We start from the raw sequence: 23,249 nt of genomic DNA, 5'->3' as shown, positions 1-23,249 counted from the left end.
ATGGGCGGACCATGAAAGTGCGCAGACACCGTGAGAACCTCACCGCACCGACCAGGTTCGGCCCCGCCCCTGCCCGCTTGGACCGACGCACGAAGAATCTGACGAAACGCCTCCAAGCAGGCGACATCGCCATCATCAAGCACTCCGATATCGACCGCATCTCCGCCGAAGCCCTCGTCGCCTGCCGGCCGGTCGCGGTGATCAACGCCGACAAGTCGATCTCCGGCCGCTACCCGAACCTCGGCCCGAGCATCATCGTCGACGCCGGCATCCCCCTCATCGACGCCGCCGGAGCCGACATCTTCGACGCGATCGACGAAAACGCCGAGATCTCCATCGAGGGCGCCACCGTATACGCAGGCGAAACCGAAGTGGCCACAGGAGTCCTGCAGACGGCCGAGACGATCTCCGAGGACATGCACGCCGCCGAGGCCGGAATGAACTCCGTGCTCGTGGACTTCATCGACAACACGATCGAATACATCCGCAAGGACTCCGATCTGCTCTCGGCCGAACTCGTCGTGCCCGAGGTGAAGACGACGTTCACCGACCGGCATGTGCTCATCGTCGTCCGCGGATACCACTACAAGGAGGACCTGGCGATGCTGGCCTCCTATATCCGCGAATACCGGCCGCTGCTCATCGGCGTCGACGGCGGAGCCGATGCCATCATCGAAGCCGGCTACCGACCGGACATGATCGTCGGGGACATGGACTCCGTGTCCGACACCGCTCTGACCTCGGGTGCCGAGATCGTCGTCCACGCCTACCGCGACGGCACCGCCCCGGGCACCGAACGGGTCGAAGCCCTCGGAGTCGAATGCGTGGCCTTCGCGGCCTCGGGCACGAGCGAGGACATCGCCATGCTGCTCGCCGATGACAAAGGTGCCGAACTCATCGTCGCCGTGGGCACCCACGACACCGTCATGGAGTTCCTCGACAAGGGCCGCAAGGGCATGGCCTCGACGTTCATCACCCGACTGCGTGTGGGTTCGAAGCTCATCGACGCCAAGGGCGTGTCCCTGCTCTACCGGCAGCGCATCTCCAGCCTGCAGCTGGCCGTGCTCGTCATCGCCGGACTCGTCGCCCTCGGTGTGGCGCTGACCGCGACCTCGGCCGGACAGACCTTCCTCGGCCTCATCGGCGCCCAACTCGACGGCCTCTTCGGCTGGATCGGCTCCCTCTTCGGCGGCGACCCCGCAGTATCGACCGACTCCGCCGGCCTCATCCAAGGACTGACCAGTGATTGATTTCCGCTACCACCTCGTCTCCCTCGTCTCGGTGTTCCTCGCCCTCGCCGTCGGCATCGTCCTCGGCGCGGGACCGCTGAAGGAACCGATCGGGGAGTCCCTGCAGAGCCAGGTCGACGCCCTGCGCTCGGACCGCGACAACCTGCGCTCCGACCTCGACGCCGCCAAGGGCAATATCGACAAGCAGAACGACTTCGTCACCGCCGCGGCCCCGGAACTCATCGACGGCACCCTCGACGGGCAGGAAGTGAGCATCATCGCCGCCCCCGAAGCGGACTCCGAACAGGTCGAAGAGGTCAGCAACCGGGTCAAAGAAGCCGACGGCACCATCGCCGGCGACGTCTCGTTCGTGCCGAACACGCTCAGCCTCGAGGACTCCACCCAGTTCCTCAAGAGGCTGCGCACAGTCGTGCCGCACCTGCCGAAAGACGACTCGACCGCGATCCGCGCCGCCCTCGTCATCGCCCTGACCGGCGACGCCTCGATGCTCGAAGACGAAGACGATCAGGCCGATGCGGAGAAGCAGGCGGCGAAGCTCTACGACGTCTTCGTCGAAGCCGACCGTCTGCGCACCGACACCGACCACAAGACCACCTCGCTGTTCATCGTCATCGACGATGAGAACTCGACACTCGCCGAGGACACCGAACCCAGCCCGAAGTCCACCGACGACAAGGGAACCCGCACCCTCGTCACCGACTTCATCACCGCGCTCACCGCCGAAGCCACCTCGGTGGTCGTCGCCGGCGACGCCGGATCCGCACAGAACGGACTCGTCAACGTGCTGCGGACGGAGAAGTCCCGTGCCAGCACCGTCGACGGCCTCGGCCTCGGCGCCGGTCCCGTCATCACCGTGCGGGCCCTGGCCTCCGGTGAAGCCGGAAAGCACGGACACTTCGGATTCGCCGAGGACGCCGAAGGCATCCTGCCGGGCAAGATCGAAGAGAAGCCGTCCGACGACACCCCGAAGGGAGACGAGAAATGATCCGCTCCATCGTCAGCACCGCCGTCGCCGGACTCGCCGGCTTCGCCGCGACGAAAGCCGTGCTCAGATCGCGGCTGCGCACTCACGATTCCGTGGTGCGCACCAACCACGCCGGACACGACGTCTCGCTCGCCGAGGGCCCTGCCGTCGCAGCGGGACTGGTGGCCGGCAGCCTGCTCATCGAAGATCCTCGGCAGCGGTCGGCGACCCTGCTGGCCACGGCCGCGGCGGGCAGCCTCGGCGCCGTCGATGACTTCTGCGAATCCGGATCCTCCAAAGGACTGCGTGGTCATCTGTCGGCCCTGGCCCGCGGGGAGATCACGACCGGGACGATCAAGGTCACCGGCATTCCGCTCGCCTCGATCGCGGCCGCCGCGATCCTGCGCAGCCGCACCCGCCCGTCCGGGCTCTTCGGCTCCACGCACTCGACAACCGACCGGCCCTGGTACGCGGCCACCGCGGATGTCATCGTCACCGGGGGAGTGATCGCGGGCTCTGCGAACCTGTTCAACCTCCTCGACCTGCGGCCGGGCCGGGCGCTCAAGGCCGGAGCACTGACCCTGGCCTTCACAGACCACGATCGCCGAGTGTCCTGGGCACCGTCGGGAGCGATCGCGGGAGCCACGGCCGCGGCCTGGCCCGACGACCTCGCCGGTGATGCGATGCTCGGCGACACCGGAGCCAATGCCCTGGGAGCGGCGATCGGCGTGATCCTCGCCGAAACCGCCACACCCGCGCAGCGACGCCTCATCCTCGCCGTGCTCGCCGGACTCACCCTGGCCAGCGAGAAGGTTTCCTTCACCTCCGTCATCGAATCGACTCCGGGACTGCGGGAGATCGACTCGTTCGGCCGCGAGGTCGTGTGAACAAGCTCGTTCGAGTCCTCGCCTCCACGGCGCTGCTCGTATCGATCATCACCCTGCTGACCCGTTTGGTCGGCTTCTTACGCTGGCTGGTGTTCTCGGCAAACGTCGGCGCCGGCACCGTCGGCACCGCCTACCAGAGTGCCAACCAGGTCCCGAACATCCTCTTCGAGGTCGTCGCCGGAGGCGCCCTGGCCGGAGCGGTCATCCCTCTGCTCGCCGTGCCGCTGGCCAGATCGGACCGGGAGACCGCCGGACGCATCGCCTCCGGCCTGCTGACCTGGGCGGTCAGCGTCACCCTGCCCCTGTCGATCCTGCTGGCCGTGTTCGCTCCGCAGATCGCGAGGATCCTCGTCGATACGAAGACGAGCGCCGCGGGAGTGCAGGCGACCGTGGAGCTGCTGCTCATGTTCTCCCCGCAGCTCGTCCTCTACGGAATCGGCGCCGTGCTCACCGGAGTGCTGCAGGCCCACCGGAAGTTCCTGTGGCCGGCGTTCGCCCCGCTGCTCTCCAGCCTCATCGTCATCGGCAGCTATATCGCCTACAGTTCCGTCGGCGGCAGCGACGACACCTGGCAGACCCACCTCGGCTGGCTCGGCTGGGGCACCACCGTCGGTGTCGCAGCCCTCGCGCTGCCGCTCGCCCTGCCGATGGCCACGACCGGGCTGAAGCTGCGTCCCACCTTCTCCTTCCCACCCGGAGTCGCTCACCGTGCGCTGCGGCTGGCTGGAGCCGGGATGTCGGCCCTGCTCGCCCAGCAGGCCGCCGTGCTCGCAACCCTGAGCCTGGCCAACCATGTCGGCGGGGACGGCACGCTCGTCCTCTTCAGCTACATCAACGCCGTCTACCTGCTGCCCTACGCGGTGCTCGCCGTGACCGTGGCGACGGTGGTCTTCCCGACCTTGTCGACCTGGGTGGGACGATCCACCGACCCCGAGGCGACCGAGCACAGACGTGCGGAAGCCGGGGCGCGGATGCGGTCGGTGACCTCGACGACGACGGCCCTCATCATCGCCATCGGCGGACTCGGCGCCGTCATCCTGCTCTCGGCAGCGGGCCCCCTGCAGACCTTCTTCATCGCCATCGACGCCGAAAGCGAATCCGCCGCCCCCTTCGACTCCATGGCCACGGCGATCATGGTCATGGCCTTGGCCGTGCCCGGGTGGTCCTTCGTGGCGTGGGGCACCCGCGTCTTCTATGCGGTGGAACGCTCTCGCTATTCGGCGGCAGCCACGACGACGGGGTGGATCCTCGTCATCGTCGGCATGGTCGGAGCCATCCTCGTCACCGGCTCGAACGGCAATCCCGGACTGACCCTCATCTGCATCTGCAGCGGCTATGTGCTGGGCATGACCGTCGCCGGAGTATTCCTGCTCGTGAACATGCGCCGCGTCCTCGGCCCCACCGGACTCGCCCTCGTCGGACGTCGATCGCTGCTCGCGCTCGGGGCCGCCGTCGTCGCAGGCACCGCCGGAGTCGTCACCTCGCAGTGGTTCGGAGGACTCCTCGACAACTCCGCAAGCTCCGCCGTGATCGCCGGAATCGTCGCAGCCCTCCTCGGCTGCGTCGTCTTCGGTCTCATCGTGCTCGTCGTCGACCGCGGGTTCCTCGGCGAAGTCCGCGGCCTGCTCGCCGACCGGAACCGAGCCGGCGTCAACGACGAGACGACCGTGCACGACGCCGAAGCACAGAACAGAGACCACGGATCCAGCGACACCGACAGGGAGGAAGACTCATGAGAATCGTCTTCACCATCGGCACCTCGACCGGGGGAGTCGGCACCCACGTGCACGCACTCGCCCGTGACCTCGCCGCCGCCGGACATGAGATCGGCGTCATCGGACCGGCCGCCACCGACGAACACTTCGGTTTCTCGCTGCTGCCCGGAGTCCGGTTCGGCGTCCTCGAACTCGGCACCGGAATCGGCGCCTCCGACGCGGCCCTCATCCGCCGACAGCGCACACTGCTGCGCAGCTTCTCCCCGCAGATCGTCCACGCCCACGGGTTCCGAGCCGGACTCATCACCCTGCTGACCCTGCGCACGCTGAAGACCCGACCGAAGTTCGTCCTCAGCCTCCACAACCAGGCCAGCGGACAGGGACTGCGCGGACGAGTCGAAACCCGTGTCGAGACGATGCTCGCCCGCGGGGCCGACCTCGTCCTCGGTGCGAGCACCGACCTCGTCGACCGCGCCCGCGAACTCGGCGCACAGACCGCCCGATTCCTCCCGGCCGCCGCACCCGAGGTGACCCCTGTATCCGCCGAGGCGGCCGCCGCCACCCGCGCGGCACTGGCCGAGGAGTTCGACTTCGCCCCCGGGGCCCTCATCGTGCTTGCCGTCGGCCGCGTCGCCAAACAGAAGAACTACCCGATGCTCGTGCGCGCACTCGCCCGCCTCGGCGAGGAGAACCACCAGGGCCGATCAAACCACCAGGGCGAGATCGTCGCCCTCATCGCCGGTGCCGCCGATGAGGAGGTGCTCGCCGACGTCCGCGCTCAGTACGACGACGCCGCAGCCGCCTCGGCGATTCCGGCCCTGCATTTCCTCGGACCCCGCGATGACATCGCCGAACTCGCGGCGGCCGCGGACATCTACGCGCTCACCAGCGTGTGGGAGGCCCGCGCGCTCGTGCTCCAGGAGGCGCTCATCTCCGGCAAGGCGATCGTGGCCACCGCCACCGGCGGCAGCGCCGAACTCGTCGGCGATGCGGGGATGCTGATCGACCATGACGACGATGCCGCCTTCGCCGCAGCCGTGGCCGAACTCGCCGTCGATCCAGCTCGCCGCGCAGAACTCGGAGCCAGGGCACGGGCACGCGGAGGGGAGCTTCCCGATGAGAGGGAAGTTGCCGAAGAACTCGCAGGTCTTTACACGGAACTCGTGCCTGCCCAGGTAGGCTAGAACCAGCGTCGAACGAAAGAAGAGGATGAGGAAATGAGCGAATCCGGCGAGGTCAACCCACTGAGCGCAGACACGAGGATTCTGCACGTGCTCGCCGATACCACCGGTCCCGTCGTCGAAGTGGCGAAGCTCGCCGTGCTCGGTCACCTCCGGGCCGGTTTCAAGGTCGCCGTCGCCGCGCACCGGTCACTGCTGGGCACCTTCGGAGTCCCTGAGGAACTGGCCGGCGAATTCCGCGAGATCGAACTCACCGCCCGTCGCCGACTCACGACCGCTGACCCCGGCTCCGCCTTTACTCTTCACAAGCACTACCAGCACGTGGACATCGTCCACGCGCACGGACTGCATGCGGCGACGCTCGCCGGACTGGCCTTCACCGGTCTGCCCGCACGCCTGCACCCGAAGGTCGTCGCGACCATCGAATCCTTCGACTCGGCCAACGTCATCGAGAAGACCGGAGCCGAGATCGTCGGCCGCACGGCCACCGCGGTGCTCGGCACGACCGAACCCGTCGTCGACTACTACGGCGGCCGCGTCCCGGTCGTCGAACGCGCCGAACTCGTCCACCCGGACATCGACGCCGACCTCACGGTCCGCACCCCGCGTGCAGAGATCCGTCGCGAACTCGGCCTCGCGCAAGGCACCTGGATGGTCGCCAGCCCCATCGCGCTGCGTGACCACACTGCCCTGGCGACGGTCCTCGACGCCGCCGACCAGATCAACCAGCGCCGCCGTGACCGCAAGGTCGTCTTCGTCCTCACCGGCACCGGCAAGGACCGTTCGACGATCTCCCGCGAATTCTCCGACCGCGGCGTCCTCGTGGCACCTGCCGGAGACCTCGTCGATGTCGCGGCCGCCGCCGATGTCGTCATCGCCAGCGAGACGATGACGGGACTGTCCCACGAAGACCTCATGCAGCTGTCGAAGCCCGCGGTCTTCATCGGCAGCGAACGCCGCGCCGGCATCTGGGGAGAGGCCGCGAAGGCCGTTCCCGCCGACGACACGGAGGCGCTGCTGCGTGAGATCAATCATCTTCTCGACGACCCGGCCGGACGCGGAACCTCCGCCGTGGCAGCAAAGAAGCGGGTCATCGACGTGAGCAACGGTGCGGCGATCTCCGAGACGCTGCTCGACCTGTACGCCGAGGTCGACGCCGTCTCGGATTCGTGAGCCGGACTTTGATAGAATCAAATCCCGTGGTGAATCGAACTGGCCCAGGCGGCACACATACGGCAAAGCACATCTTCGTCACGGGAGGCGTCGCCTCCTCGTTGGGCAAGGGTCTGACGGCATCGAGCCTCGGCCATCTGCTCACTCAGCGCGGTCTCACCGTGGCCATGCAGAAGCTGGATCCCTACCTCAACGTGGATCCCGGCACGATGAACCCCTTCCAGCACGGTGAAGTCTTCGTCACCGAGGATGGTGCCGAGACCGACCTCGACATCGGCCACTACGAGCGCTTCCTCGACAACGACCTCGACGGTGCAGCGAATGTGACCACCGGGCAGATCTACTCCTCGGTGATCGCGAAGGAGCGCCGCGGTGCGTACCTCGGCGACACCGTCCAAGTCATCCCGCACATCACCGATGAGATCAAGGCGCGGATGCGTGCCCAGGCCGAACGCCCCGAGGCGGACCGTCCCGACGTCATCATCACCGAGATCGGCGGCACCGTCGGCGATATCGAATCCCAGCCCTTCCTCGAGGCGGCCCGCCAGGTCCGTCACGACATCGGCAGGGACAACGTGTTCTTCATCCACGTCTCCCTCGTGCCCTACCTCGGGCCCTCCGGAGAGCTGAAGACGAAGCCGACCCAGCACTCGGTGGCCACCCTGCGCTCCATCGGCATCCAGCCCGATGCGATCGTGCTCCGCTCCGACCGCGAGCTGCCGGATTCGATCCGCGCGAAGATCGCCGGCGCCTGCGACGTCGAGACCGAAGCTGTCGTGTCCTGCGTCGACGCCCCGAGCATCTACGACATCCCGAAGGTCCTCCATGACGGCGGCCTCGACGTGTTCGTCATCCGCAACCTCAACCTGCCGTTCCGCGACGTCGACTGGACGAAGTGGGATTGGGTACTCGAACGCGTGCACAACCCGTCCCGGGAAGTCACCATCGGCATCGTCGGCAAGTACATCGACCTGCCCGACGCCTACCTCTCCGTCACCGAGGCGCTGCGCCACGGCGGCTTCGCCAACGATGCGAAGGTCACAATCAAGTGGATCCAGTCCGATGACTGCTCCACCGAAGCCGGAGCCGAGTCGGCACTGTCCGGCCTCGACGCGATCTGCGTGCCCGGAGGCTTCGGCATCCGCGGCATCGAAGGCAAACTCGGCGCACTCGAGTACACCCGCACCCACGGCATTCCGACCCTCGGCCTGTGCCTGGGTCTGCAGTGCATGGTCATCGAATACGCGCGCAATGTCGCCGGCATCGAGGCGGCCTCGTCGTCCGAATTCGACCCCGAGACCACGGTTCCGGTCATCGCGACCATGGCCGAGCAGCTCTCGATCGTCGAAGGCGAAGGCGACCTGGGCGGCACCATGCGTCTGGGCACCTACGAAGCCAAGCTCACCGAAGGCAGCGTCGTGGCCGGCGTGTATGGGGACACGACGATCAGCGAGCGTCACCGTCACCGCTACGAGGTCAACAACACCTACCGGGATCAGCTCGCCGAGGCGGGGCTCGAGTTCTCCGGAACCTCACCGAACGGTGAGCTCGTCGAATTCGTCGAACTTCCGCATGATAAGCACCCGTTCTACGTCTCCACTCAGGCGCACCCCGAGCTGAAGTCGCGTCCGACCTCACCGCATCCGCTGTTCGCGGGTCTGGTCGCCGCCGCGCTCGAGCGTCAGTGACCGTTGTCCATCTTCACAGCGAATGCCGTCGGCCAGAGCGCCGGCGGCATTCGCCGTTCCACCACCGTCGAGTTTCGGGAGGCAGCCGATGAGCACTCAGCACGATGAGATCCTGCAGGACGATCCGGTGATCCCGCCGATCACCTCCTCCGAGGTCGTCTACGAAGGCGCAGTGTGGGATATCCGCAGAGAGACCTTCGACCTGCCCGAGGCGTCCGGGCTCGTTCGCGATCTCATGGCGCACACCGGTGCCGTCGGCGTGGCCGTCGTCGATGACCAGCAGCGGATCCTGCTGGCCCAGCAGTACCGGCATCCAGTCCGAGCCAGGCTGTGGGAGGTCCCGGCCGGTCTGCTCGATGTCCCCGGAGAGGACCCGCTCGAAGCGGCGAAGAGGGAACTTATCGAGGAAGCCGACCTCACGGCCGACCACTGGGACGTCCTCAGCGACTCCTGCCTGACTCCGGGCGGCAGCTCCGAGACGATGCGTCTCTACCTGGCCCGCGGGCTGTCCTCTGTTCCCGAAGCCGACCGTCACGAACGCGGCGACGAAGAGGCAGGGTTCCGCTACGCCTGGGTCGGCATCGACGAAGCACTCGTGGCTGTGGCCGATGGACGGATCACCAACGCGATCGCCCAGCTCGCGATCTTCCAGGTCGACCGGGTGCTGCGCGCCGAAGCGGCAGGAGCACCGGTGAAGTTCCGTCCCGTCGATGCGCCGAGGCGACTCGTCGACGGCCGCCCCGAATTCGGCCGTGGTGCACAGGTCGAGACGACCGGCTCCGGTGCCGGGTCGACCGGCTCCGGTGGCTGGGACGCGGTGTCCTCGCAGGTCGGCCCGGGCGAGGACTGAGACCCTATGGCTCGGCACGGCGCCGAACTCCTGCCAGAGGACCTGCCCGGAGACCTGCGGCGCGCCTTCGAGTCCTATCTCGCCTCCCTGCGGTTCGAACGCGGACTGTCGATGAACTCGATCGACGCCTACGCCCGTGACCTCGCCCGGTACGGAACCTGGCTGACCGAGGACGGGGTGAGCCGCCTCGGCGATGTCGATCGACAGAAGGTGGAGAACTTTGCGCTTCACCTGCTCGATTCGGGACTGGCACCGCGGAGTCGGGCACGCGCACTCGTCGCGGTGCGACGATTCCACACGTTCGCGCTGGGGGAGAACCTCGCGCCCACGGACCCGGCCTCCGAGGTCAGCCCACCGCAGGAAGGACTGCGACTGCCCAAGGCACTGGCGCTCGACGAGATCGAAGCGATGATCGCCACCACCGACGGCGAGGAACCCGTGCAGATCCGGGCCGCGGCCCTGCTCGAACTCCTCTACGCCACGGGAGCCCGCATCTCCGAGGCCGTGGGCGTCGACCTCGACGATCTCGACCTCGACTCAGGGCTCGTCCGGCTCTACGGAAAGGGCGGGAAGGAGCGGATCGTGCCCTTCGGATCCCACGCCGCCCGCGCCCTGGGTGCGTGGGTGTCACGCGTGCGTCCGTCGATAGCGGCGAAGGCGAGATCCTCGGCGCCGGCCGGGGCACTGTTCCTCAACGCACGCGGAACCCGGCTCTCCCGGGTCTCGGCGTGGCAGATCGTCAAGGACGCCGGAGAGGCGGCGAAGATCGACGCCGAGGTGTCTCCGCATACGTTCCGACACTCGTTCGCCACGCACCTCCTCGAGGGCGGTGCGGACATCCGCGTCGTCCAGGAGCTGCTCGGCCATGCCTCGGTGACGACGACGCAGATCTATACGAAAGTCTCCGAGGAGACACTGCGGGAAGTGTACGCGACCTCGCACCCCCGAGCGCGGTAGGGTTGGACGTAGAGCAACGAAAGGTGGCCATCCGAGAGATGAATACGCAAGAGGCGTTGGAGATCCCCCAGCAGCGGACCGCAAACGAGCCCCAGGACTTCCCGGAGCCGGCACCCCTGGCTTCGCACGGACCCGCCCGCATCATCGCGATGGTCAACCAGAAGGGCGGGGTCGGCAAGACGACCTCGTCGATCAACCTCGGTGCGGCTCTGGCCGCCTACGGACGCAAGATGCTGCTCGTCGACTTCGACCCGCAGGGCGCACTGTCCGTCGGTCTGGGACTCAACCCCTATGAGCTCGACATCAGCATCTACAACCTGCTGATGAACCCGCGACTGGACCCGCACGAGGTCATCGTCGAAACGGAATTCGACAACATCGACATCCTGCCGGCCAATATCGACCTCTCCGCCGCCGAAGTCCAGCTCGTCGGCGAGGTCGCCCGCGAGCAGGTGCTCGCCCGTGCCCTGTCGAAGGTCGCCGACGAATACGATGTCATCCTCATCGACTGCCAGCCCTCGCTGGGACTGCTCACCGTCAATGCTCTGACCGCCGCCCATGGTGTCGTCATCCCGCTCGAGACCGAGTTCTTCGCTCTGCGCGGCGTCGCCCTGCTCGTCGAGACGATCGAGAAGGTCCAGGACCGGCTCAACCCCTCACTCGAGGTCGACGGGATCCTCGCCACGATGTTCGACTCCAGGACCCTGCACTCGAAGGAAGTCATGTCGCGAGTCACCGAAGCCTTCGGCGACAAGGTCTTCGAGACCGTCATCAACCGCACCGTGAAGTTCCCCGACGCCTCCGTGGCCGCCGAACCGATCACGAGCTTCGCCCCGAAGCACGCCGGCTCCGAAGCCTACCGCCGACTCGCCCGGGAACTCATCGCCCGCGGAGGCGCACCCTGAGCGACTCCGTAACTGACGTGGAGGAAGCGGCGTCTGATCCGACCGAGTCCGTTTCCGGCGATGGCGCAGCGCCCGGCGATGATGCCGCACAGGGATTCCAGGTGCGGTTGGACAACTTCACCGGCCCCTTCGACCTGTTGCTCGGACTGATCTCGAAACGACGCCTCGACGTCACGGAGATCGCACTCGCCGAGGTGACCGATGAGTTCATCGCCTACACCACAGAGCTGAAGGATCAGGCAAACCTCGCCGAGATCTCCCAGTTCCTCCTCGTCGCCGCGACCCTGCTCGACCTCAAGACGGCACGCCTGCTGCCGCACGAAGACGGTGAAGAGGTCCTCGACCTCGAACTGCTCGAAGCCCGCGATCTCCTCTTCGCCCGGCTGCTGCAGTACAAGGCGTACAAGTCCGTGTCCGGGTATCTGGCCGAGGCGATGGCCGCCGGCTCGATCCGGGCCCCACGCGATGTCGACCTCGAACCGGAGTTCCAGGACGTGCTGCCGCCGCTGGAACTGAACATCGGTCCCGGTGAGCTCGCCGGCATCTTCGCCACCGTGCTCCAACGCGACCACACCCCGCCGAGCGTCGCCGTCGACCATATCCACCTGCCGCTCGTGAGTGTGTCCGAGCAGCGCGGGCACATCCTGTCCCTGCTGCGCGCCGGAGACGTCGACTTCCAGGATCTGCTCGAAACAGCCGAGAACACCCTGGTCGTCGTGGCGAGGTTCCTCGCCCTGCTCGAACTGTTCAAGGTCGGCCTGTGCGACTTCGACCAGCCCGAACCTCTGGGACGGCTGCTCATCCACCGCACGGAGATGAACGAAGACGGAGTCGACCTGCGCACCGAAGGCAACTGGAGCGGAGACGAAGAAGAAGGGGAACAATCATGATCGATGACGAGATCCTCGCCGGTATCGAAGCCGTGCTCATGATCACCGATTCGGCCGTGACCGCCGAAGAACTCGCGGGCTCCCTCGGCCTCGACGAGGACACCGTCGAAGAAGCAATCCAGACGCTCAAGGCCGACTACGACGGAGACGAGCACCATCGGCAGCGCGGGTTCGAGATCCGCCATGTCGCCGGCGGCTTCCGCATCTTCTCCCGCGGCGACTACCACGAGGTGGTCAAGGACTTCCTCACGGCCGGGCAGAGTGCGAAGCTCTCCCAAGCCGCGCTCGAGACTCTGGCAGTCATCGCCTACCGGCAGCCGATCTCCCGGCCCCGCATCGCGGCCATCCGCGGAGTCAGCGTCGACGGCGTCATCCGCACCCTGCTGTTGCGCGGACTCATCGTCGAAGCCGGCAAGGAGGCGTCCACCTCGGCGCTGCTCTACGCCACCACGCGTGAGTTCCTCGACACGATGGGTATGAACGCGATCGACGACCTGCCTGATATCGCCCCCTACCTGCCCGAAGACGCCGACGTCGCCGAACTCGGCGCCGAAGACACCGAAGTGCTCGCCGAGATCGACGACGCCCTCGACGACGATCTCGACGATGACTCCGATTCGGCCGCCGAGATGTCACGAGTCGCTGATTGATTTGAGAGAATGGATGTATGAGTCCCTACCGTGATCACCGCGCCCCCGGCGGGCGCCAGAACCGACCCAGCCGAAAACAGCGCGCAGCGACGGCGAATCAGGCCTCCGACAAGGGTGGTTCGGGAGCCGGTCAGACATCAGACGCCCACGTCAGCGGGGGTGTGCGGCTGCAGAAGGTGCTCGCCGAGGCGGGTCTGGGATCACGCCGTGCCTGTGAGCAGCTCATCGCCGATGGCCGCGTCGAGGTCGATGGGTCCATCGTCACCGAACTGGGCACCCGGATCGACCCCGAAACACAGTCCGTGTACGTGGACACAGTGAGAATTTCGACACAGACCAAGAAGTTCTACCTCGTGCTCAACAAGCCCGCGGGAGTCGTGTCGACCATGAGCGACCCCGAGGGCCGCCCCTGCCTGGCCGACTATGTGCGCAACAACAACGAGCGCCTCTTCCACGTCGGCCGGCTCGACACCGAGACCGAGGGCATCATCCTGCTCACCAACGACGGGGAGCTGAGCAACCGCCTGGCCCACCCGCGGTACGAGATCCCGAAGACCTACCTCGCGAAGGTCAAGGGACAGCTGGCGAAGGATGCCGGTGCCATCCTCAAGGCCGGAATCGACCTCGAAGACGGGTTCGTCAAGGTCGACGACTTCAAACTCGTCGATTCGACTCCGGGCAAGTCCGTCGTCGAACTCACCCTCCACTCCGGCCGCAACCGCATCGTGCGCCGCCTCCTCGCCGAGATCGGCCACCCGGTGGAGCGGCTCGTGCGGCTGAAGTTCGGACCGATCGTCCTCGACGAGCAGAAGCAGGGCAAGATCCGCCCGCTGCGCTCCGATGAGGTCGGCGCACTGTTCGAGGCCGTCGGTCTGTGAGAGTCCACATCATCGGCACCGGCCTGCTCGGTGCCAGCCTGGGGTTGGCGCTGAGCGCAAAGGGCCATCAGGTGACCCTCGAAGACACCTCACCGACCGCTCAGCAGCTCGCCGCGGATCTCGGTGCCGGTCAGGTCGTCAATCCGACCGATAGCCTCGCCGAGGTGGCCGACCCGACCGTCGCCGCCGACGCGACATCGCCTGCCGCGCACCCGGACATCGTTGTCGTGGCCACCCCGCCCGACGTCGCCGCACGGGTCATCGCCTCGGCGCTCGAGGACTACCCGAACGCCACGGTCACCGACGTCGCCAGCGTGAAGACCCGCCTCCTCGAAGCGGTGCGCGAATTGGTCACGGAACCTCAGCTCGATCGCTATATCGGCTGCCATCCCATGGCCGGACGCGAGAAATCCGGGGCGATCGCCGCCCAGTCGGACCTGTTCACGGCCCGTCCCTGGGTGATCTGCTCGGATGAGCAGACCCCGGCGGACCGCCTCGGCGAGGTCATCGCCATGGCCGAGGACACCGGCGCCTCGGTGCTCCACCTGGATCCGCGCATCCACGATGCCGCGGTCGCGAAGGTCTCGCATGTGCCGCAGATCGTGTCCTCCCTCGTCGCCTCTCAGCTGCGTCACGCGCCTCTGGAGGAGATCTCACTGGCCGGCCAGGGACTGCGCGATGTCACGCGCATCGCCGCTTCGGACCCGGGTCTGTGGACGCAGATCCTGACCGGAAACGCTGAAGAGGTCCGCTCCGTGCTCATCGATCTGCGCACCGAGCTCGACGAGGTCATCGGCGCGCTCGAACTCGGACCCGGGTCGACAGGACTGCTCGCCAAGGCGATCGCCTTGGGCAACGAGGGACACGACCGGATTCCCGGCAAGCACGGGCAGCCGCCGACCACCTATGCTGTTGTCACGATCCTGGTTCCGGATACGCCGGGAATGCTGGCACGGCTGTTCAAGGACATCGGCGACCTCGGCGTCAATGTCGAGGACTTCCGGATGGATCACGCCTCCGGCCGGAAACTGGGCATGGTCGACGTGTCCGTGGTCCCGGCCATCCAGCAGGAGCTGGAGATCGGATTGCTGTCGAAGGGATGGCAGATCCCCGAATCCGCCATCGAGAAAGAAGGAACTGCATGAGCGTCGTAGCCATTGACGGACCGTCCGGAGTGGGCAAGTCGAGCACCGCCAAGGAGGTGGCGCGTCGACTGGGCTATCAGTACCTGGACACCGGTGCGATGTACCGGGGGATGGCATGGCTGTGCCTCAACCGCGGAGTCACCGACCCTGTCGACGTGCTCGAGCAGGTGCGCGGCGCGGATCTGGAGATCTCGCTCAGCCCCGACGAATTCTTCGTCTCCGTCGACGACATCGACGTCACCGATGACATCCGCGGTTCCGAGGTCTCCTCGAACGTGCAGACGGTCTCCGGCGTCATCGACGCCCGTGAGGAGCTCATCGAGATGCAGCGGGCCTATATCTCCGCCGCACCCGAGGGCATCGTCGTCGAGGGCCGGGACATCACCACCGTGGTGGCCCCCGATGCCGATGTGCGCATCCTCATGACCGCCCGTGATGAGGTCCGCGTGGCCCGCCGGGCCAAGGAAGTGCACGGCAATGCCGACGCCGAGGCGATCGCCGCCACCCAAGACCTCGTCACGGGCCGTGACGCCAAGGACTCCGCCACGACGAGCTTCCTCGAGGCCGCCGACGGAGTGTTCACACTCGATACCAGCGACATCGACTTCGACCAGGTGGTCGAGACGGTGCTGCAGCTGGTGAAGGACTCACAATGAGCGAATCCGAATTCCACGAGACACCCGACGAAGACCTCGTCGATCGTGTCGAGAGCATCAGCGACGAGGAAGCCGAGCAGCGGGCGACCGCGCTCGAGGCCGGACTCGAAAGCTATGAGCTCGAAGACGAGGACCGTGCGCTGCTGCGCGCCTACAGCTTCGATGAAGACGACGACGAAGCCCTCGGCGCCGCACCGGTGCTGGCCGTCGTCGGTCGCCCCAACGTCGGCAAGTCGACTCTGGTCAACCGCATCCTCGGCCGCCGCGAAGCCGTCGTCGAGGACGTTCCGGGAGTCACCCGTGACCGCGTGAGCTACCGGGCGGAGTGGAATACGAAGGAATTCACCCTCGTCGACACCGGCGGTTGGGATCAGGACTCGAAGGGCATGGCCTCGCGCATCGCGATCCAGTCCGAGGTCGCCGTGGACATGGCCGATGCCGTGCTCCTCGTCGTCGATGCCACGACCGGCCCGACCTCGACCGATGAGATGGTCGTGAAGATGCTGCGCCGGAAGAAGAAGCCGGTCCTGCTCGCTGCGAACAAGGTCGACGACGAGCGCGGCGAGCTCATGGCCGCCGAACTCTGGGGCTTGGGCCTCGGCCAACCGTGGACCGTCTCGGCTCTGCACGGTCGGGGAGTCGCCGACCTGCTCGACGAGGTGCTCACGATCCTGCCGGAGGTCTCGGCCGTCGACACCCGCATCGAGGAGGGAGGACCGCGTCGGGTGGCCCTCGTCGGTCGCCCGAACGTCGGAAAGTCGTCCCTGCTCAACCAGCTCATCGGCTCCGACCGGGTGCTTGTGGACAATGTCGCCGGCACCACTCGTGACCCTGTCGATGAGCTCATCGAGCTCGGCGGGAAGCAGTGGCGCTTCGTCGACACTGCCGGTATCCGTCGTCGCGCCCATCAGGCCAGCGGTGCCGACTTCTATGCGGCGCTGCGCACGCAGACCGCGCTCGAACGCGCCGAAGTGGCCCTCGTCCTCATGGAGGTCCAGGATCCCCTGAGCGAGCAGGACGTCCGCATCGTCACGACCGCCGTCGAGGCGGGACGTGCCGTGGTGCTGGCGTTCAACAAGTGGGATCTGCTCGATGACGAACGTCGCTTCTATCTGGAGCGGGAGATCGAACGGGATCTCGGCCATGTGGCATGGGCACCGCGCGTGAACATCTCGGCGAAGACCGGACGCCATGCGGAGAAGCTCGTACCGGCGATGGAGACCGCTCTCGAAGGCTGGGACACCCGTATTCCGACGGGACGACTCAATGCGTTCCTCGGTGAGCTGGTCGCGGCCAACCCGCACCCGGTGCGCGGCGGTAAGCAGCCGCGCATCCTCTTCGGCACTCAGGCGCAGTCGCGTCCGCCGAAGTTCGTGCTCTTCACCACCGGTTTCCTCGATCCCGGTTACCGCCGGTTCATCATCCGCCGCCTGCGCGAGACCTTCGGCTTCAAGGGCACCCCCATCGAGGTATCGATGCGCATCCGTGAGAAGCGTCGGGGACGCTGAATGAACGAGGACGAGCAGGCGAAGGCGTCGGACGCCGCTGACGGTGCGGCCGGATCAGCCGGCGATGCCGCGCGCCCGGCCGAGCCTGCACCGTCCTCGAAGCCGGAGACCGGATCGAATTCCGGGCACACGCGCCCCGTGGCGGGCTCGAAGTCCGCACACGCTGACTCTGCGTCGGGGACGGTCGGACACGCCGCCTCGGCGGGGGAGACGTCCCAGGCTTTCGCCTCAGCGGGGGACGGCTCCGTTTCTGCCGCCTCGGCGACAGTGGGTTCCACCTCTTCCGGAAGAGAGACGGTGGGTTCCACCTCCAACGGAAGAGAATCGGGCACGATAACTGGCACACCACCCGGAGTCGAAGCTGCCACTGACTCCGGCACAGCCGGCGAGGCACCCCCCTGGCATGCGCGGCCGCCGGCGCGAGCGCTGATGATCGCGGTGACGCTGGCAGGGCTGGCGTACGCGCTGATGTTCTTCCGCGGACTCCAGGACATCGTGGCTCCGGTGTTCCTCGCGCTCAACTTCTACATCGTCGTCTACCCGGTGCAGCGGCTGCTCACCAGGATCAAGGTGCCGCGGGCGATCGGGGCGTGCATCTCGGTCGTGCTCGTGCTGTGCATGATCTTCGCGTTCTTCGGCCTCACAGCATGGTCTGTCGCCGAGCTCGTCATCCTCATCCCCAGCTACAGCAACGAACTCGTGGCCACCTACCAGAGCACTCTGGCGCTGCTGTCGGACATCGGGGTGACATCCTCGGTGATCCAGCAGCAGCTCTCGGCATTCGACGTCCGCTCCGTCCTCGACGCCGTCTACCCGCTGCTGACGAACCTGTCGTCGGTTGCGGGCCTGCTGACCACGGTGATCATGGCGGTGTTCTTCGTGGCCATGGATTCGATGGGCATAGACAAGCGGATGGCGATGCTGCTCGATGTGAAGCCCTCGCTGTCGGCGTCGATCGGCGACTTCGCCAGCGGTGTCCGCCGCTATTGGGTCGTGGCGACGGTCTTCGGCCTCATAGTCGCGTTCCTCGATGTCATCGCCTTGGCGATCATCGACGTCCCGCTCATCTGGGTGTGGGGAGTGCTCGCATTCCTGACGAACTACATCCCGAATATCGGCTTCGTCATCGGTCTCGTCCCACCGGCCCTGCTGGCGCTGGTCGATAGCGGCTGGCAGTCGGCCCTGTGGGTGGTCATCGCCTACAGCGTGCTCAACTTCGTCATCCAGGCGATCATCCAGCCGAAGTTCACAGGTGAGTCGGTGGGGGTGACCCCGCTGATCTCCTTCCTGTCACTGCTGTTCTGGGTGTGGATCCTCGGTTGGCTCGGCGCCCTGCTCGCACTGCCGGCGACACTGCTCATCAAGGCTCTGCTGGTCGACGCGGATCCCAGAGCCAGGTGGGTCAATATCCTTCTCGCCTCCGATCCGCGCACCGGCCGAGCCGACCTGGTCAAGGGCCTGAAGAAGCCAATGACGGCGGACTGATCAATACCTCTTGCTCGGTCTGGGAGTCTGACGGACAGTCCCGACGCCGCCGAAAGGTTTCGGCTCGAAGAGCCCACCGTTTGCGCATTGCCGGGCACTTGTCCGTCAACCCCTCGCACTGTGACGGCAGAGTGGTTAGCATGAAGTATGGCGACACTACTGAATATCCATCCGGAGAACCCGCAGGACCGACTGATCGAGAAGGCCGCTGAGTCACTCAGGAGCGGTGGCCTGATCGCCTATCCGACTGATTCCTGTTATGCCCTCGGCTGCGCCTTGGACAACAAAGAAGGCATCGAGCGGATCACCCGCATCCGGCACCTCGGTTCGAAGCACCACTTCACGCTGATGTGCCATGACTTCGCTCAGCTGGGCCAGTTCGTCATCGTCGACAATTCCGATTTCCGAGCCATCAAATCGATGACGCCGGGGCCGTACACGTTCATCATGAAGGCGACGAAGGAAGTTCCGCGCCGGATGATGCATCCGAAGAAGCATTCGGTCGGTGCTCGGATTCCGCAGAACGTCACGGCACTCGCCCTCGTCGAGGCGATGGGGGAGCCGATCCTGTCCTCGACGCTGCTGCTGCCCGGCGATGAGGATCCGCTGACTCACGCCGAGGATGTCATGGACCAGCTCGGCAACGACCTCGACATCGTCGTCGAATCCGGTGTCCCCGGAGTCGTGCCGACCTCGGTCATCGACTTCACCGGGCGATACCCCGAGGTGGCTCGCGTCGGAGCCGGGGACGTCTCCCGGTTCCAGGATGAGTGAGACGGCCGGGCACGCCCAACCGAATCGAATGAGTGTGACTGACCGTTCTGGACGTTCGGAACGATCAATTCAGCGAAATCTCGCCGAGGTGGCCGGGCCGCCTCGGCGAGATTTCAGTTCTGCGCAGTCTCCCTGTACGAATGGGAGGCGTCCACTCGTCAGAGCCCGAGGTAGGCCGCCTGAACCTCGGGGTTGTCGAGCAGCCGGGAAGCATCGTCAGCGAGAACGATCCGCCCCTCCGCAAGGACGTATCCTCTGTGGGCGATCGCCAGTGACGCCTTCGCATTCTGCTCGCTGAGCAGGACGCCGATGCCCTTTCGATTGATCTGAGCGACGGACTCGAGCACCTGCTCGACGACGATGGGAGCCAGGCCCATCGACGGCTCATCCAGGATCAGCAGGCTCGGGTCGGACATCAATGCTCGTCCGATTGCGACCATCTGCTGCTGTCCGCCGGACAGGGAGCCTGCCGGATGCTTCGCCTTCTCTTTGAGGATCGGAAACATATCGAGTACCTCAGCGTAGACCTCTTCTGTTCGCGATCTGTTCCGGTGAGGATACGACCCCAGACGCAGATTCTTCTCCACCGACATCTTGCCGAACAGATGGCGACCTTCCGGGCAGTGCGCGATACCGGCTTTGACGATGGCATTCGGGCGGGCTCGTTGCAGCTGACGACCCTCATAGGTGATCGACCCGGCACGGACACGCATCAGTCCGCTGATGGTTCTGAAGAGTGTCGTCTTGCCCGATCCATTCGCTCCGAGGACCACGGTGAGCTCTCCTGGATTCGCCGTAATGCTCACCCCGTGGAGAACGTTCGTGGCATCGTACCCGGTGCTGACATTGTCGAGCGTGAGCATCAGTTCTCCTCCTGTGCTGTCGAACCGAGATAGGCACGGATGACGTCCGGGTTCGTTTGGATCTCGGCCGGTGCGCCGAGCGCCAGCTTCTGCCCGTGGTCGAGGACGAGGATCGTGTCCGCGAGGTCCATGATCATCGTCATCTTGTGTTCGACGAGGAGGACGGAAACGCCTCGCTGTGGCAACGACCGAATGAGGTTGCCGAAATCGACGGTCTCCTCTTCGGGGATGCCGCCGGCGGGTTCGTCGAGCAGCAGCAGCTCGGGCTCAGTGGCCAACGCCATAGCCACTGCGGTGCGCTTCTGCACCTCCTGCGGAACATTGGACGCCAGATCGTGCCGATATTCCGCGACCCCGCAGAACTCAAGAGCCTCCATCGCCTTGTCTTCGTTGACGCGTGACTCACGACGATGGCGAGGCGTGTGGAAGACCGCGTCGAAGACGTTGGATTTCGAGCGGACGATTCGACCGGCCAAGACGTTTTCCAACAGAGTGCTGTCATCGAACAGGTTCGTTGTCTGGAATGTGCGGGCAATGCCGCCGGCCACAGTCCGGTGCGGGGACGAATGTGTGATGTCCTCACCCTTGAAGCTGATGGTCCCGGCTGTGGGCCGATAGAAACCATGGACAAGGTTGAACAGCGTTGACTTGCCTGCTCCATTGGGACCGATGACTGCGGTGATCTGCCCCGCCTCGACGTCCAGACTGACGTCCTTGACCGCATCGAGCCCGCCGAAGCGCTTACCGAGGTCTCGTATTTCAAGCATTGTCATTTCGTCTCCTCGGAAGAGGGGGTGCCTCCGGTCCGGCCGACACCCGATTCGATCCCGTCGGCGGCGTTCCGTGCACGGTGGTCGCCTGTTCCGCCGGAGGTCGAAGCACCTGTCGAATCGAGATCGTCGTCGGCACCACGGGCTTCCTCCACCCTGCGCCGTCGGTTGCGTCTGTCGACGAATCCGCCGAGGTATCCGACGATTCCCCGCGGCGCGAAGATCACGAGGGCGACGATGATGGGACCCAGCACGATGAATCGATAGGCCTGGAAGTCCTGGAAGAGTTCGAACAGGAAGGTCACGATCATGCTTCCGAGCAGAGGACCCGCGACAGTGCCCATGCCTCCGACGAGAATGAACATGAGGAATTCGAAGGTCTTGTCGATCGATGCCGCATCGGGTCCGATGAAACCGACCACGGTTGCGTAGAGGCCGCCGCCGACTCCGCCGAAGACAGCCGAGGCGGCGAACGCGAGCTGTTTGCTGAAGCCGACGCGCACTCCGATCGCATCCGCCAGGTCTTCGCTGGTCCTGATGGTCAGCAGTGTGCGGCCTACGCTTGAACGCCTGATCGCATAGGTCGTGTAGACACAGATGAGCAGGATTGTGAACACCAGGTAGAACATCGCGACCGGAGATTCGAAGTCGATGACCCCTCCGCCTTCGGGGAATTTCACATTGTTGACCCCGGAATGGGCATGAGTGACGGGCTCCCAGCGACTGATGACGAGGAAGATGATGAAGCCGATGGCCATCGTGAAGATGGCGAAGTACTCATCCTTGGTCCGCAGGGCGATCAGCCCGCAGAGGTAGCCGATCACCGCGGTCCCGATGACGGACACGACGAAGGCTGCCCAGAAGCTCCAGTCGTAATCGGTGGTGAGCAGCCCGACTCCATAGGCGCCGATTCCGAAGAACCCGCCTTGAGCCAGGTTCAGCTGTCCCGTGAAACCGAGGATGATGTTGAGGCCGTAGACAGCGATCGCCGCACACATGCCCACGGTGATCACTCGCATCGCGTAGTTCTCCTGTGCAAAGGCCAGAGGCGTCAGGCCGAGCAGGATGATGACGGCGATGGTGCCTAAGATTCGAGGATTCTTCATCGAGTTCATCGCTGCACCGCCTTCGTGAACAGTCCGTTCGGCTTGATGGCCAGCACAGCGACGAGAACGATGAATGCCACGGCCTCACCGACGGCGGAGGAGATGTAGGTCGCCGTCATCGTCTCTGCGATGGCAAGTGCGAAACCGCCGACGATGGCGCCGGGAAGCGACCCCAGACCACCGAGGATGATGATGGCGAATACCTTGAGATTGAGTGCGTCGCCCATCGTCGGGGACAGAAGATTGATCGGTGCGACGAGGCCCGCCGCGATGGTGGCCAGGAGGGCGGACAGACCCAGTGTCAGCATCGACACCATGGACGGGTTGATGCCGACCAGCGATGCACCGACGCGGTCCTGTTCGATCGCTTCGATCGTCTGGCCATGGATAGACCGCTTGATGAACAGCGCCAACAGCGCCAAGACGATCACAGCGGTGACGATGATGACGATTCGCTGCGCAGAGATCTCGGCGCCGAGAATGCGGAGTTCGCCAGTGATCGGTGTGTCCATGCGGCGGAAGTCAGCGCCCCAGATCGCTTGGGCCAGTGCTTGGAAGAAGAACATCGCACCGACGGCCGCGATCATGTGGTGAGTGTGTGGGGAGTTGCGCAAGGGGTGGAAGACGAGGCGCTCGAGACCGACTCCGACAATGAAGAGCATGATCGCAGCGATGCCGATTGCGGCGATATAGGGAACGCCGACGGTTGTCAGGAAGAAGTAGGTGATGTAGGCGCCGAGCATATACAGCGCACCGTGAGCCAGGTTGGGAATGCGCAGCACTCCGAATACCAATGTCAGCCCGATCGCAGCGAGACAGTAGACACCGCCCAGCGCGAGGCCGTTGAAGAGTTGTTGGATGAAGAGGGTCATGATTTTCGGGTCCTCTGCAGGCATGAGTGCGGCCCGGGTGAGGCGCACCGATGCGCCTCACCTCCAGAACAGCCGCTGACGG

At 65.6% G+C, this 23,249-nt stretch carries 22 protein-coding genes; 18 read left to right on the top strand and 4 right to left on the bottom strand.

Annotated features, from left to right (window positions below; genetic code table 11):
- Positions 1 to 11 precede the first annotated feature (11 nt).
- The 18 genes from steA to AC3CD9_RS07600 all read left to right on the top strand — a co-directional run bounded on the left by steA (position 12) and on the right by AC3CD9_RS07600 (position 19,556).
- Positions 12 to 1,250 carry a putative cytokinetic ring protein SteA gene (gene steA, locus AC3CD9_RS07685; RefSeq protein WP_488367085.1) on the top strand — a complete coding sequence of 413 codons (1,239 nt, stop codon included), beginning with the start codon at positions 12 to 14 and terminating at the stop codon, positions 1,248 to 1,250.
- Entirely contained in the window at positions 1,243 to 2,235 is a 993-nt protein-coding gene (locus AC3CD9_RS07680; protein ID WP_488367083.1) for a copper transporter, read from the top strand. Before steA ends, AC3CD9_RS07680 begins: the two co-directional genes overlap by 8 nt.
- The gene (locus AC3CD9_RS07675) at positions 2,232 to 3,101 is read left to right on the top strand and encodes a hypothetical protein (RefSeq protein WP_488367082.1); all 870 of its coding nucleotides are present in this window, start codon (positions 2,232 to 2,234) and stop codon (positions 3,099 to 3,101) included. The genes AC3CD9_RS07680 and AC3CD9_RS07675 overlap by 4 nt, the downstream gene beginning before the upstream one ends.
- On the top strand, positions 3,098 to 4,837 hold the full coding sequence (murJ, locus tag AC3CD9_RS07670; protein ID WP_488367081.1) for a murein biosynthesis integral membrane protein MurJ: 1,740 nt from the start codon (positions 3,098 to 3,100) through the stop codon (positions 4,835 to 4,837). The genes AC3CD9_RS07675 and murJ overlap by 4 nt, the downstream gene beginning before the upstream one ends.
- Positions 4,834 to 6,000: a glycosyltransferase family 4 protein gene (locus AC3CD9_RS07665; protein ID WP_488367080.1), complete on the top strand. Its 1,167-nt coding sequence runs from the start codon at positions 4,834 to 4,836 to the stop codon at positions 5,998 to 6,000. Before murJ ends, AC3CD9_RS07665 begins: the two co-directional genes overlap by 4 nt.
- Positions 6,001 to 6,033: 33 nt before the next feature.
- Positions 6,034 to 7,170 (top strand): glycosyltransferase, encoded by a 1,137-nt coding sequence (locus AC3CD9_RS07660; protein ID WP_488367079.1) that lies wholly within the window; start codon positions 6,034 to 6,036, stop codon positions 7,168 to 7,170.
- A gap of 8 nt (positions 7,171 to 7,178) precedes the next feature.
- Positions 7,179 to 8,858, top strand: coding sequence for a CTP synthase (gene pyrG / locus AC3CD9_RS07655; protein ID WP_488367078.1), 1,680 nt, complete (start codon positions 7,179 to 7,181; stop codon positions 8,856 to 8,858).
- An 88-nt stretch (positions 8,859 to 8,946) separates the two neighbouring features.
- Entirely contained in the window at positions 8,947 to 9,708 is a 762-nt protein-coding gene (locus AC3CD9_RS07650) for an NUDIX domain-containing protein (protein ID WP_488367077.1), read from the top strand.
- Positions 9,709 to 9,714: 6 nt separating this feature from the next.
- A complete protein-coding gene (xerD, locus tag AC3CD9_RS07645) occupies positions 9,715 to 10,665 on the top strand; it encodes a site-specific tyrosine recombinase XerD (RefSeq protein ID WP_488367076.1) in 951 nt (316 codons plus the stop codon).
- Positions 10,666 to 10,703: 38 nt separating this feature from the next.
- Entirely contained in the window at positions 10,704 to 11,570 is an 867-nt protein-coding gene (locus AC3CD9_RS07640; RefSeq protein WP_101546302.1) for a ParA family protein, read from the top strand.
- 101 nt (positions 11,571 to 11,671) lie between these two features.
- Entirely contained in the window at positions 11,672 to 12,460 is a 789-nt protein-coding gene (locus AC3CD9_RS07635) for a segregation and condensation protein A (RefSeq protein ID WP_488367519.1), read from the top strand.
- The gene (gene scpB, locus AC3CD9_RS07630; protein ID WP_488367075.1) at positions 12,457 to 13,110 is read left to right on the top strand and encodes an SMC-Scp complex subunit ScpB; all 654 of its coding nucleotides are present in this window, start codon (positions 12,457 to 12,459) and stop codon (positions 13,108 to 13,110) included. Before AC3CD9_RS07635 ends, scpB begins: the two co-directional genes overlap by 4 nt.
- A gap of 17 nt (positions 13,111 to 13,127) precedes the next feature.
- Positions 13,128 to 13,988, top strand: a complete 861-nt coding sequence (locus tag AC3CD9_RS07625) for a pseudouridine synthase (protein ID WP_488367074.1) — start codon at positions 13,128 to 13,130, stop codon at positions 13,986 to 13,988.
- The gene (locus AC3CD9_RS07620) at positions 13,985 to 15,133 is read left to right on the top strand and encodes a prephenate dehydrogenase (RefSeq protein WP_488367073.1); all 1,149 of its coding nucleotides are present in this window, start codon (positions 13,985 to 13,987) and stop codon (positions 15,131 to 15,133) included. The genes AC3CD9_RS07625 and AC3CD9_RS07620 overlap by 4 nt, the downstream gene beginning before the upstream one ends.
- Positions 15,130 to 15,789 (top strand): (d)CMP kinase, encoded by a 660-nt coding sequence (cmk, locus tag AC3CD9_RS07615; RefSeq protein ID WP_488367072.1) that lies wholly within the window; start codon positions 15,130 to 15,132, stop codon positions 15,787 to 15,789. The genes AC3CD9_RS07620 and cmk overlap by 4 nt, the downstream gene beginning before the upstream one ends.
- Positions 15,786 to 17,297, top strand: a complete 1,512-nt coding sequence (gene der, locus AC3CD9_RS07610; RefSeq protein ID WP_488367070.1) for a ribosome biogenesis GTPase Der — start codon at positions 15,786 to 15,788, stop codon at positions 17,295 to 17,297. Before cmk ends, der begins: the two co-directional genes overlap by 4 nt.
- On the top strand, positions 17,298 to 18,782 hold the full coding sequence (locus AC3CD9_RS07605; protein WP_488367069.1) for an AI-2E family transporter: 1,485 nt from the start codon (positions 17,298 to 17,300) through the stop codon (positions 18,780 to 18,782).
- Between the two features lie 147 nt (positions 18,783 to 18,929).
- On the top strand, positions 18,930 to 19,556 hold the full coding sequence (locus AC3CD9_RS07600) for an L-threonylcarbamoyladenylate synthase (protein ID WP_488367068.1): 627 nt from the start codon (positions 18,930 to 18,932) through the stop codon (positions 19,554 to 19,556).
- 158 nt (positions 19,557 to 19,714) lie between these two features.
- Here the strand turns inward: AC3CD9_RS07600 and AC3CD9_RS07595 are convergent, their stop codons facing one another.
- From AC3CD9_RS07595 to AC3CD9_RS07580, 4 genes are read right to left on the bottom strand one after another with little or no spacing between them, the layout of a single operon-like run.
- Entirely contained in the window at positions 19,715 to 20,419 is a 705-nt protein-coding gene (locus AC3CD9_RS07595; RefSeq protein WP_488367067.1) for an ABC transporter ATP-binding protein, read from the bottom strand.
- Positions 20,419 to 21,186: an ABC transporter ATP-binding protein gene (locus AC3CD9_RS07590; RefSeq protein ID WP_488367065.1), complete on the bottom strand. Its 768-nt coding sequence runs from the start codon at positions 21,184 to 21,186 to the stop codon at positions 20,419 to 20,421. The genes AC3CD9_RS07595 and AC3CD9_RS07590 overlap by 1 nt, the downstream gene beginning before the upstream one ends.
- Positions 21,187 to 21,188: 2 nt before the next feature.
- Positions 21,189 to 22,295, bottom strand: a complete 1,107-nt coding sequence (locus AC3CD9_RS07585) for a branched-chain amino acid ABC transporter permease (protein WP_488367064.1) — start codon at positions 22,293 to 22,295, stop codon at positions 21,189 to 21,191.
- Between the two features lie 5 nt (positions 22,296 to 22,300).
- A complete protein-coding gene (locus tag AC3CD9_RS07580) occupies positions 22,301 to 23,167 on the bottom strand; it encodes a branched-chain amino acid ABC transporter permease (RefSeq protein WP_139469740.1) in 867 nt (288 codons plus the stop codon).
- Between the last annotated feature and the right edge of the window lie 82 nt (positions 23,168 to 23,249).

This window comes from Brevibacterium sp. MGP-B1, from assembly GCF_057766545.1.
The sequence above is the reverse complement of the archived record's forward strand: the minus strand, read 5'-3'. Positions and strand labels throughout refer to the sequence as shown.

What these genes read in the sequence shown, in the direction of transcription:
- AC3CD9_RS07625 (WP_488367074.1), top strand. Translation starts at nt 13,128, where the DNA reads ATGAGTCCCTACCGTGATCACCGCGCCCCCGGCGGGCGCCAGAACCGA.
- AC3CD9_RS07585 (WP_488367064.1), bottom strand. Translation starts at nt 22,295, where the DNA reads ATGAAGAATCCTCGAATCTTAGGCACCATCGCCGTCATCATCCTGCTC.
- AC3CD9_RS07600 (WP_488367068.1), top strand. Translation starts at nt 18,930, where the DNA reads ATGGCGACACTACTGAATATCCATCCGGAGAACCCGCAGGACCGACTG.
- AC3CD9_RS07675 (WP_488367082.1), top strand. Translation starts at nt 2,232, where the DNA reads ATGATCCGCTCCATCGTCAGCACCGCCGTCGCCGGACTCGCCGGCTTC.
- AC3CD9_RS07590 (WP_488367065.1), bottom strand. Translation starts at nt 21,186, where the DNA reads ATGCTTGAAATACGAGACCTCGGTAAGCGCTTCGGCGGGCTCGATGCG.
- AC3CD9_RS07665 (WP_488367080.1), top strand. Translation starts at nt 4,834, where the DNA reads ATGAGAATCGTCTTCACCATCGGCACCTCGACCGGGGGAGTCGGCACC.
- cmk (WP_488367072.1), top strand. Translation starts at nt 15,130, where the DNA reads ATGAGCGTCGTAGCCATTGACGGACCGTCCGGAGTGGGCAAGTCGAGC.
- AC3CD9_RS07580 (WP_139469740.1), bottom strand. Translation starts at nt 23,167, where the DNA reads ATGACCCTCTTCATCCAACAACTCTTCAACGGCCTCGCGCTGGGCGGT.
- der (WP_488367070.1), top strand. Translation starts at nt 15,786, where the DNA reads ATGAGCGAATCCGAATTCCACGAGACACCCGACGAAGACCTCGTCGAT.
- AC3CD9_RS07605 (WP_488367069.1), top strand. Translation starts at nt 17,298, where the DNA reads ATGAACGAGGACGAGCAGGCGAAGGCGTCGGACGCCGCTGACGGTGCG.
- scpB (WP_488367075.1), top strand. Translation starts at nt 12,457, where the DNA reads ATGATCGATGACGAGATCCTCGCCGGTATCGAAGCCGTGCTCATGATC.
- AC3CD9_RS07660 (WP_488367079.1), top strand. Translation starts at nt 6,034, where the DNA reads ATGAGCGAATCCGGCGAGGTCAACCCACTGAGCGCAGACACGAGGATT.
- steA (WP_488367085.1), top strand. Translation starts at nt 12, where the DNA reads ATGAAAGTGCGCAGACACCGTGAGAACCTCACCGCACCGACCAGGTTC.
- AC3CD9_RS07640 (WP_101546302.1), top strand. Translation starts at nt 10,704, where the DNA reads ATGAATACGCAAGAGGCGTTGGAGATCCCCCAGCAGCGGACCGCAAAC.
- AC3CD9_RS07650 (WP_488367077.1), top strand. Translation starts at nt 8,947, where the DNA reads ATGAGCACTCAGCACGATGAGATCCTGCAGGACGATCCGGTGATCCCG.
- AC3CD9_RS07595 (WP_488367067.1), bottom strand. Translation starts at nt 20,419, where the DNA reads ATGCTCACGCTCGACAATGTCAGCACCGGGTACGATGCCACGAACGTT.
- xerD (WP_488367076.1), top strand. Translation starts at nt 9,715, where the DNA reads ATGGCTCGGCACGGCGCCGAACTCCTGCCAGAGGACCTGCCCGGAGAC.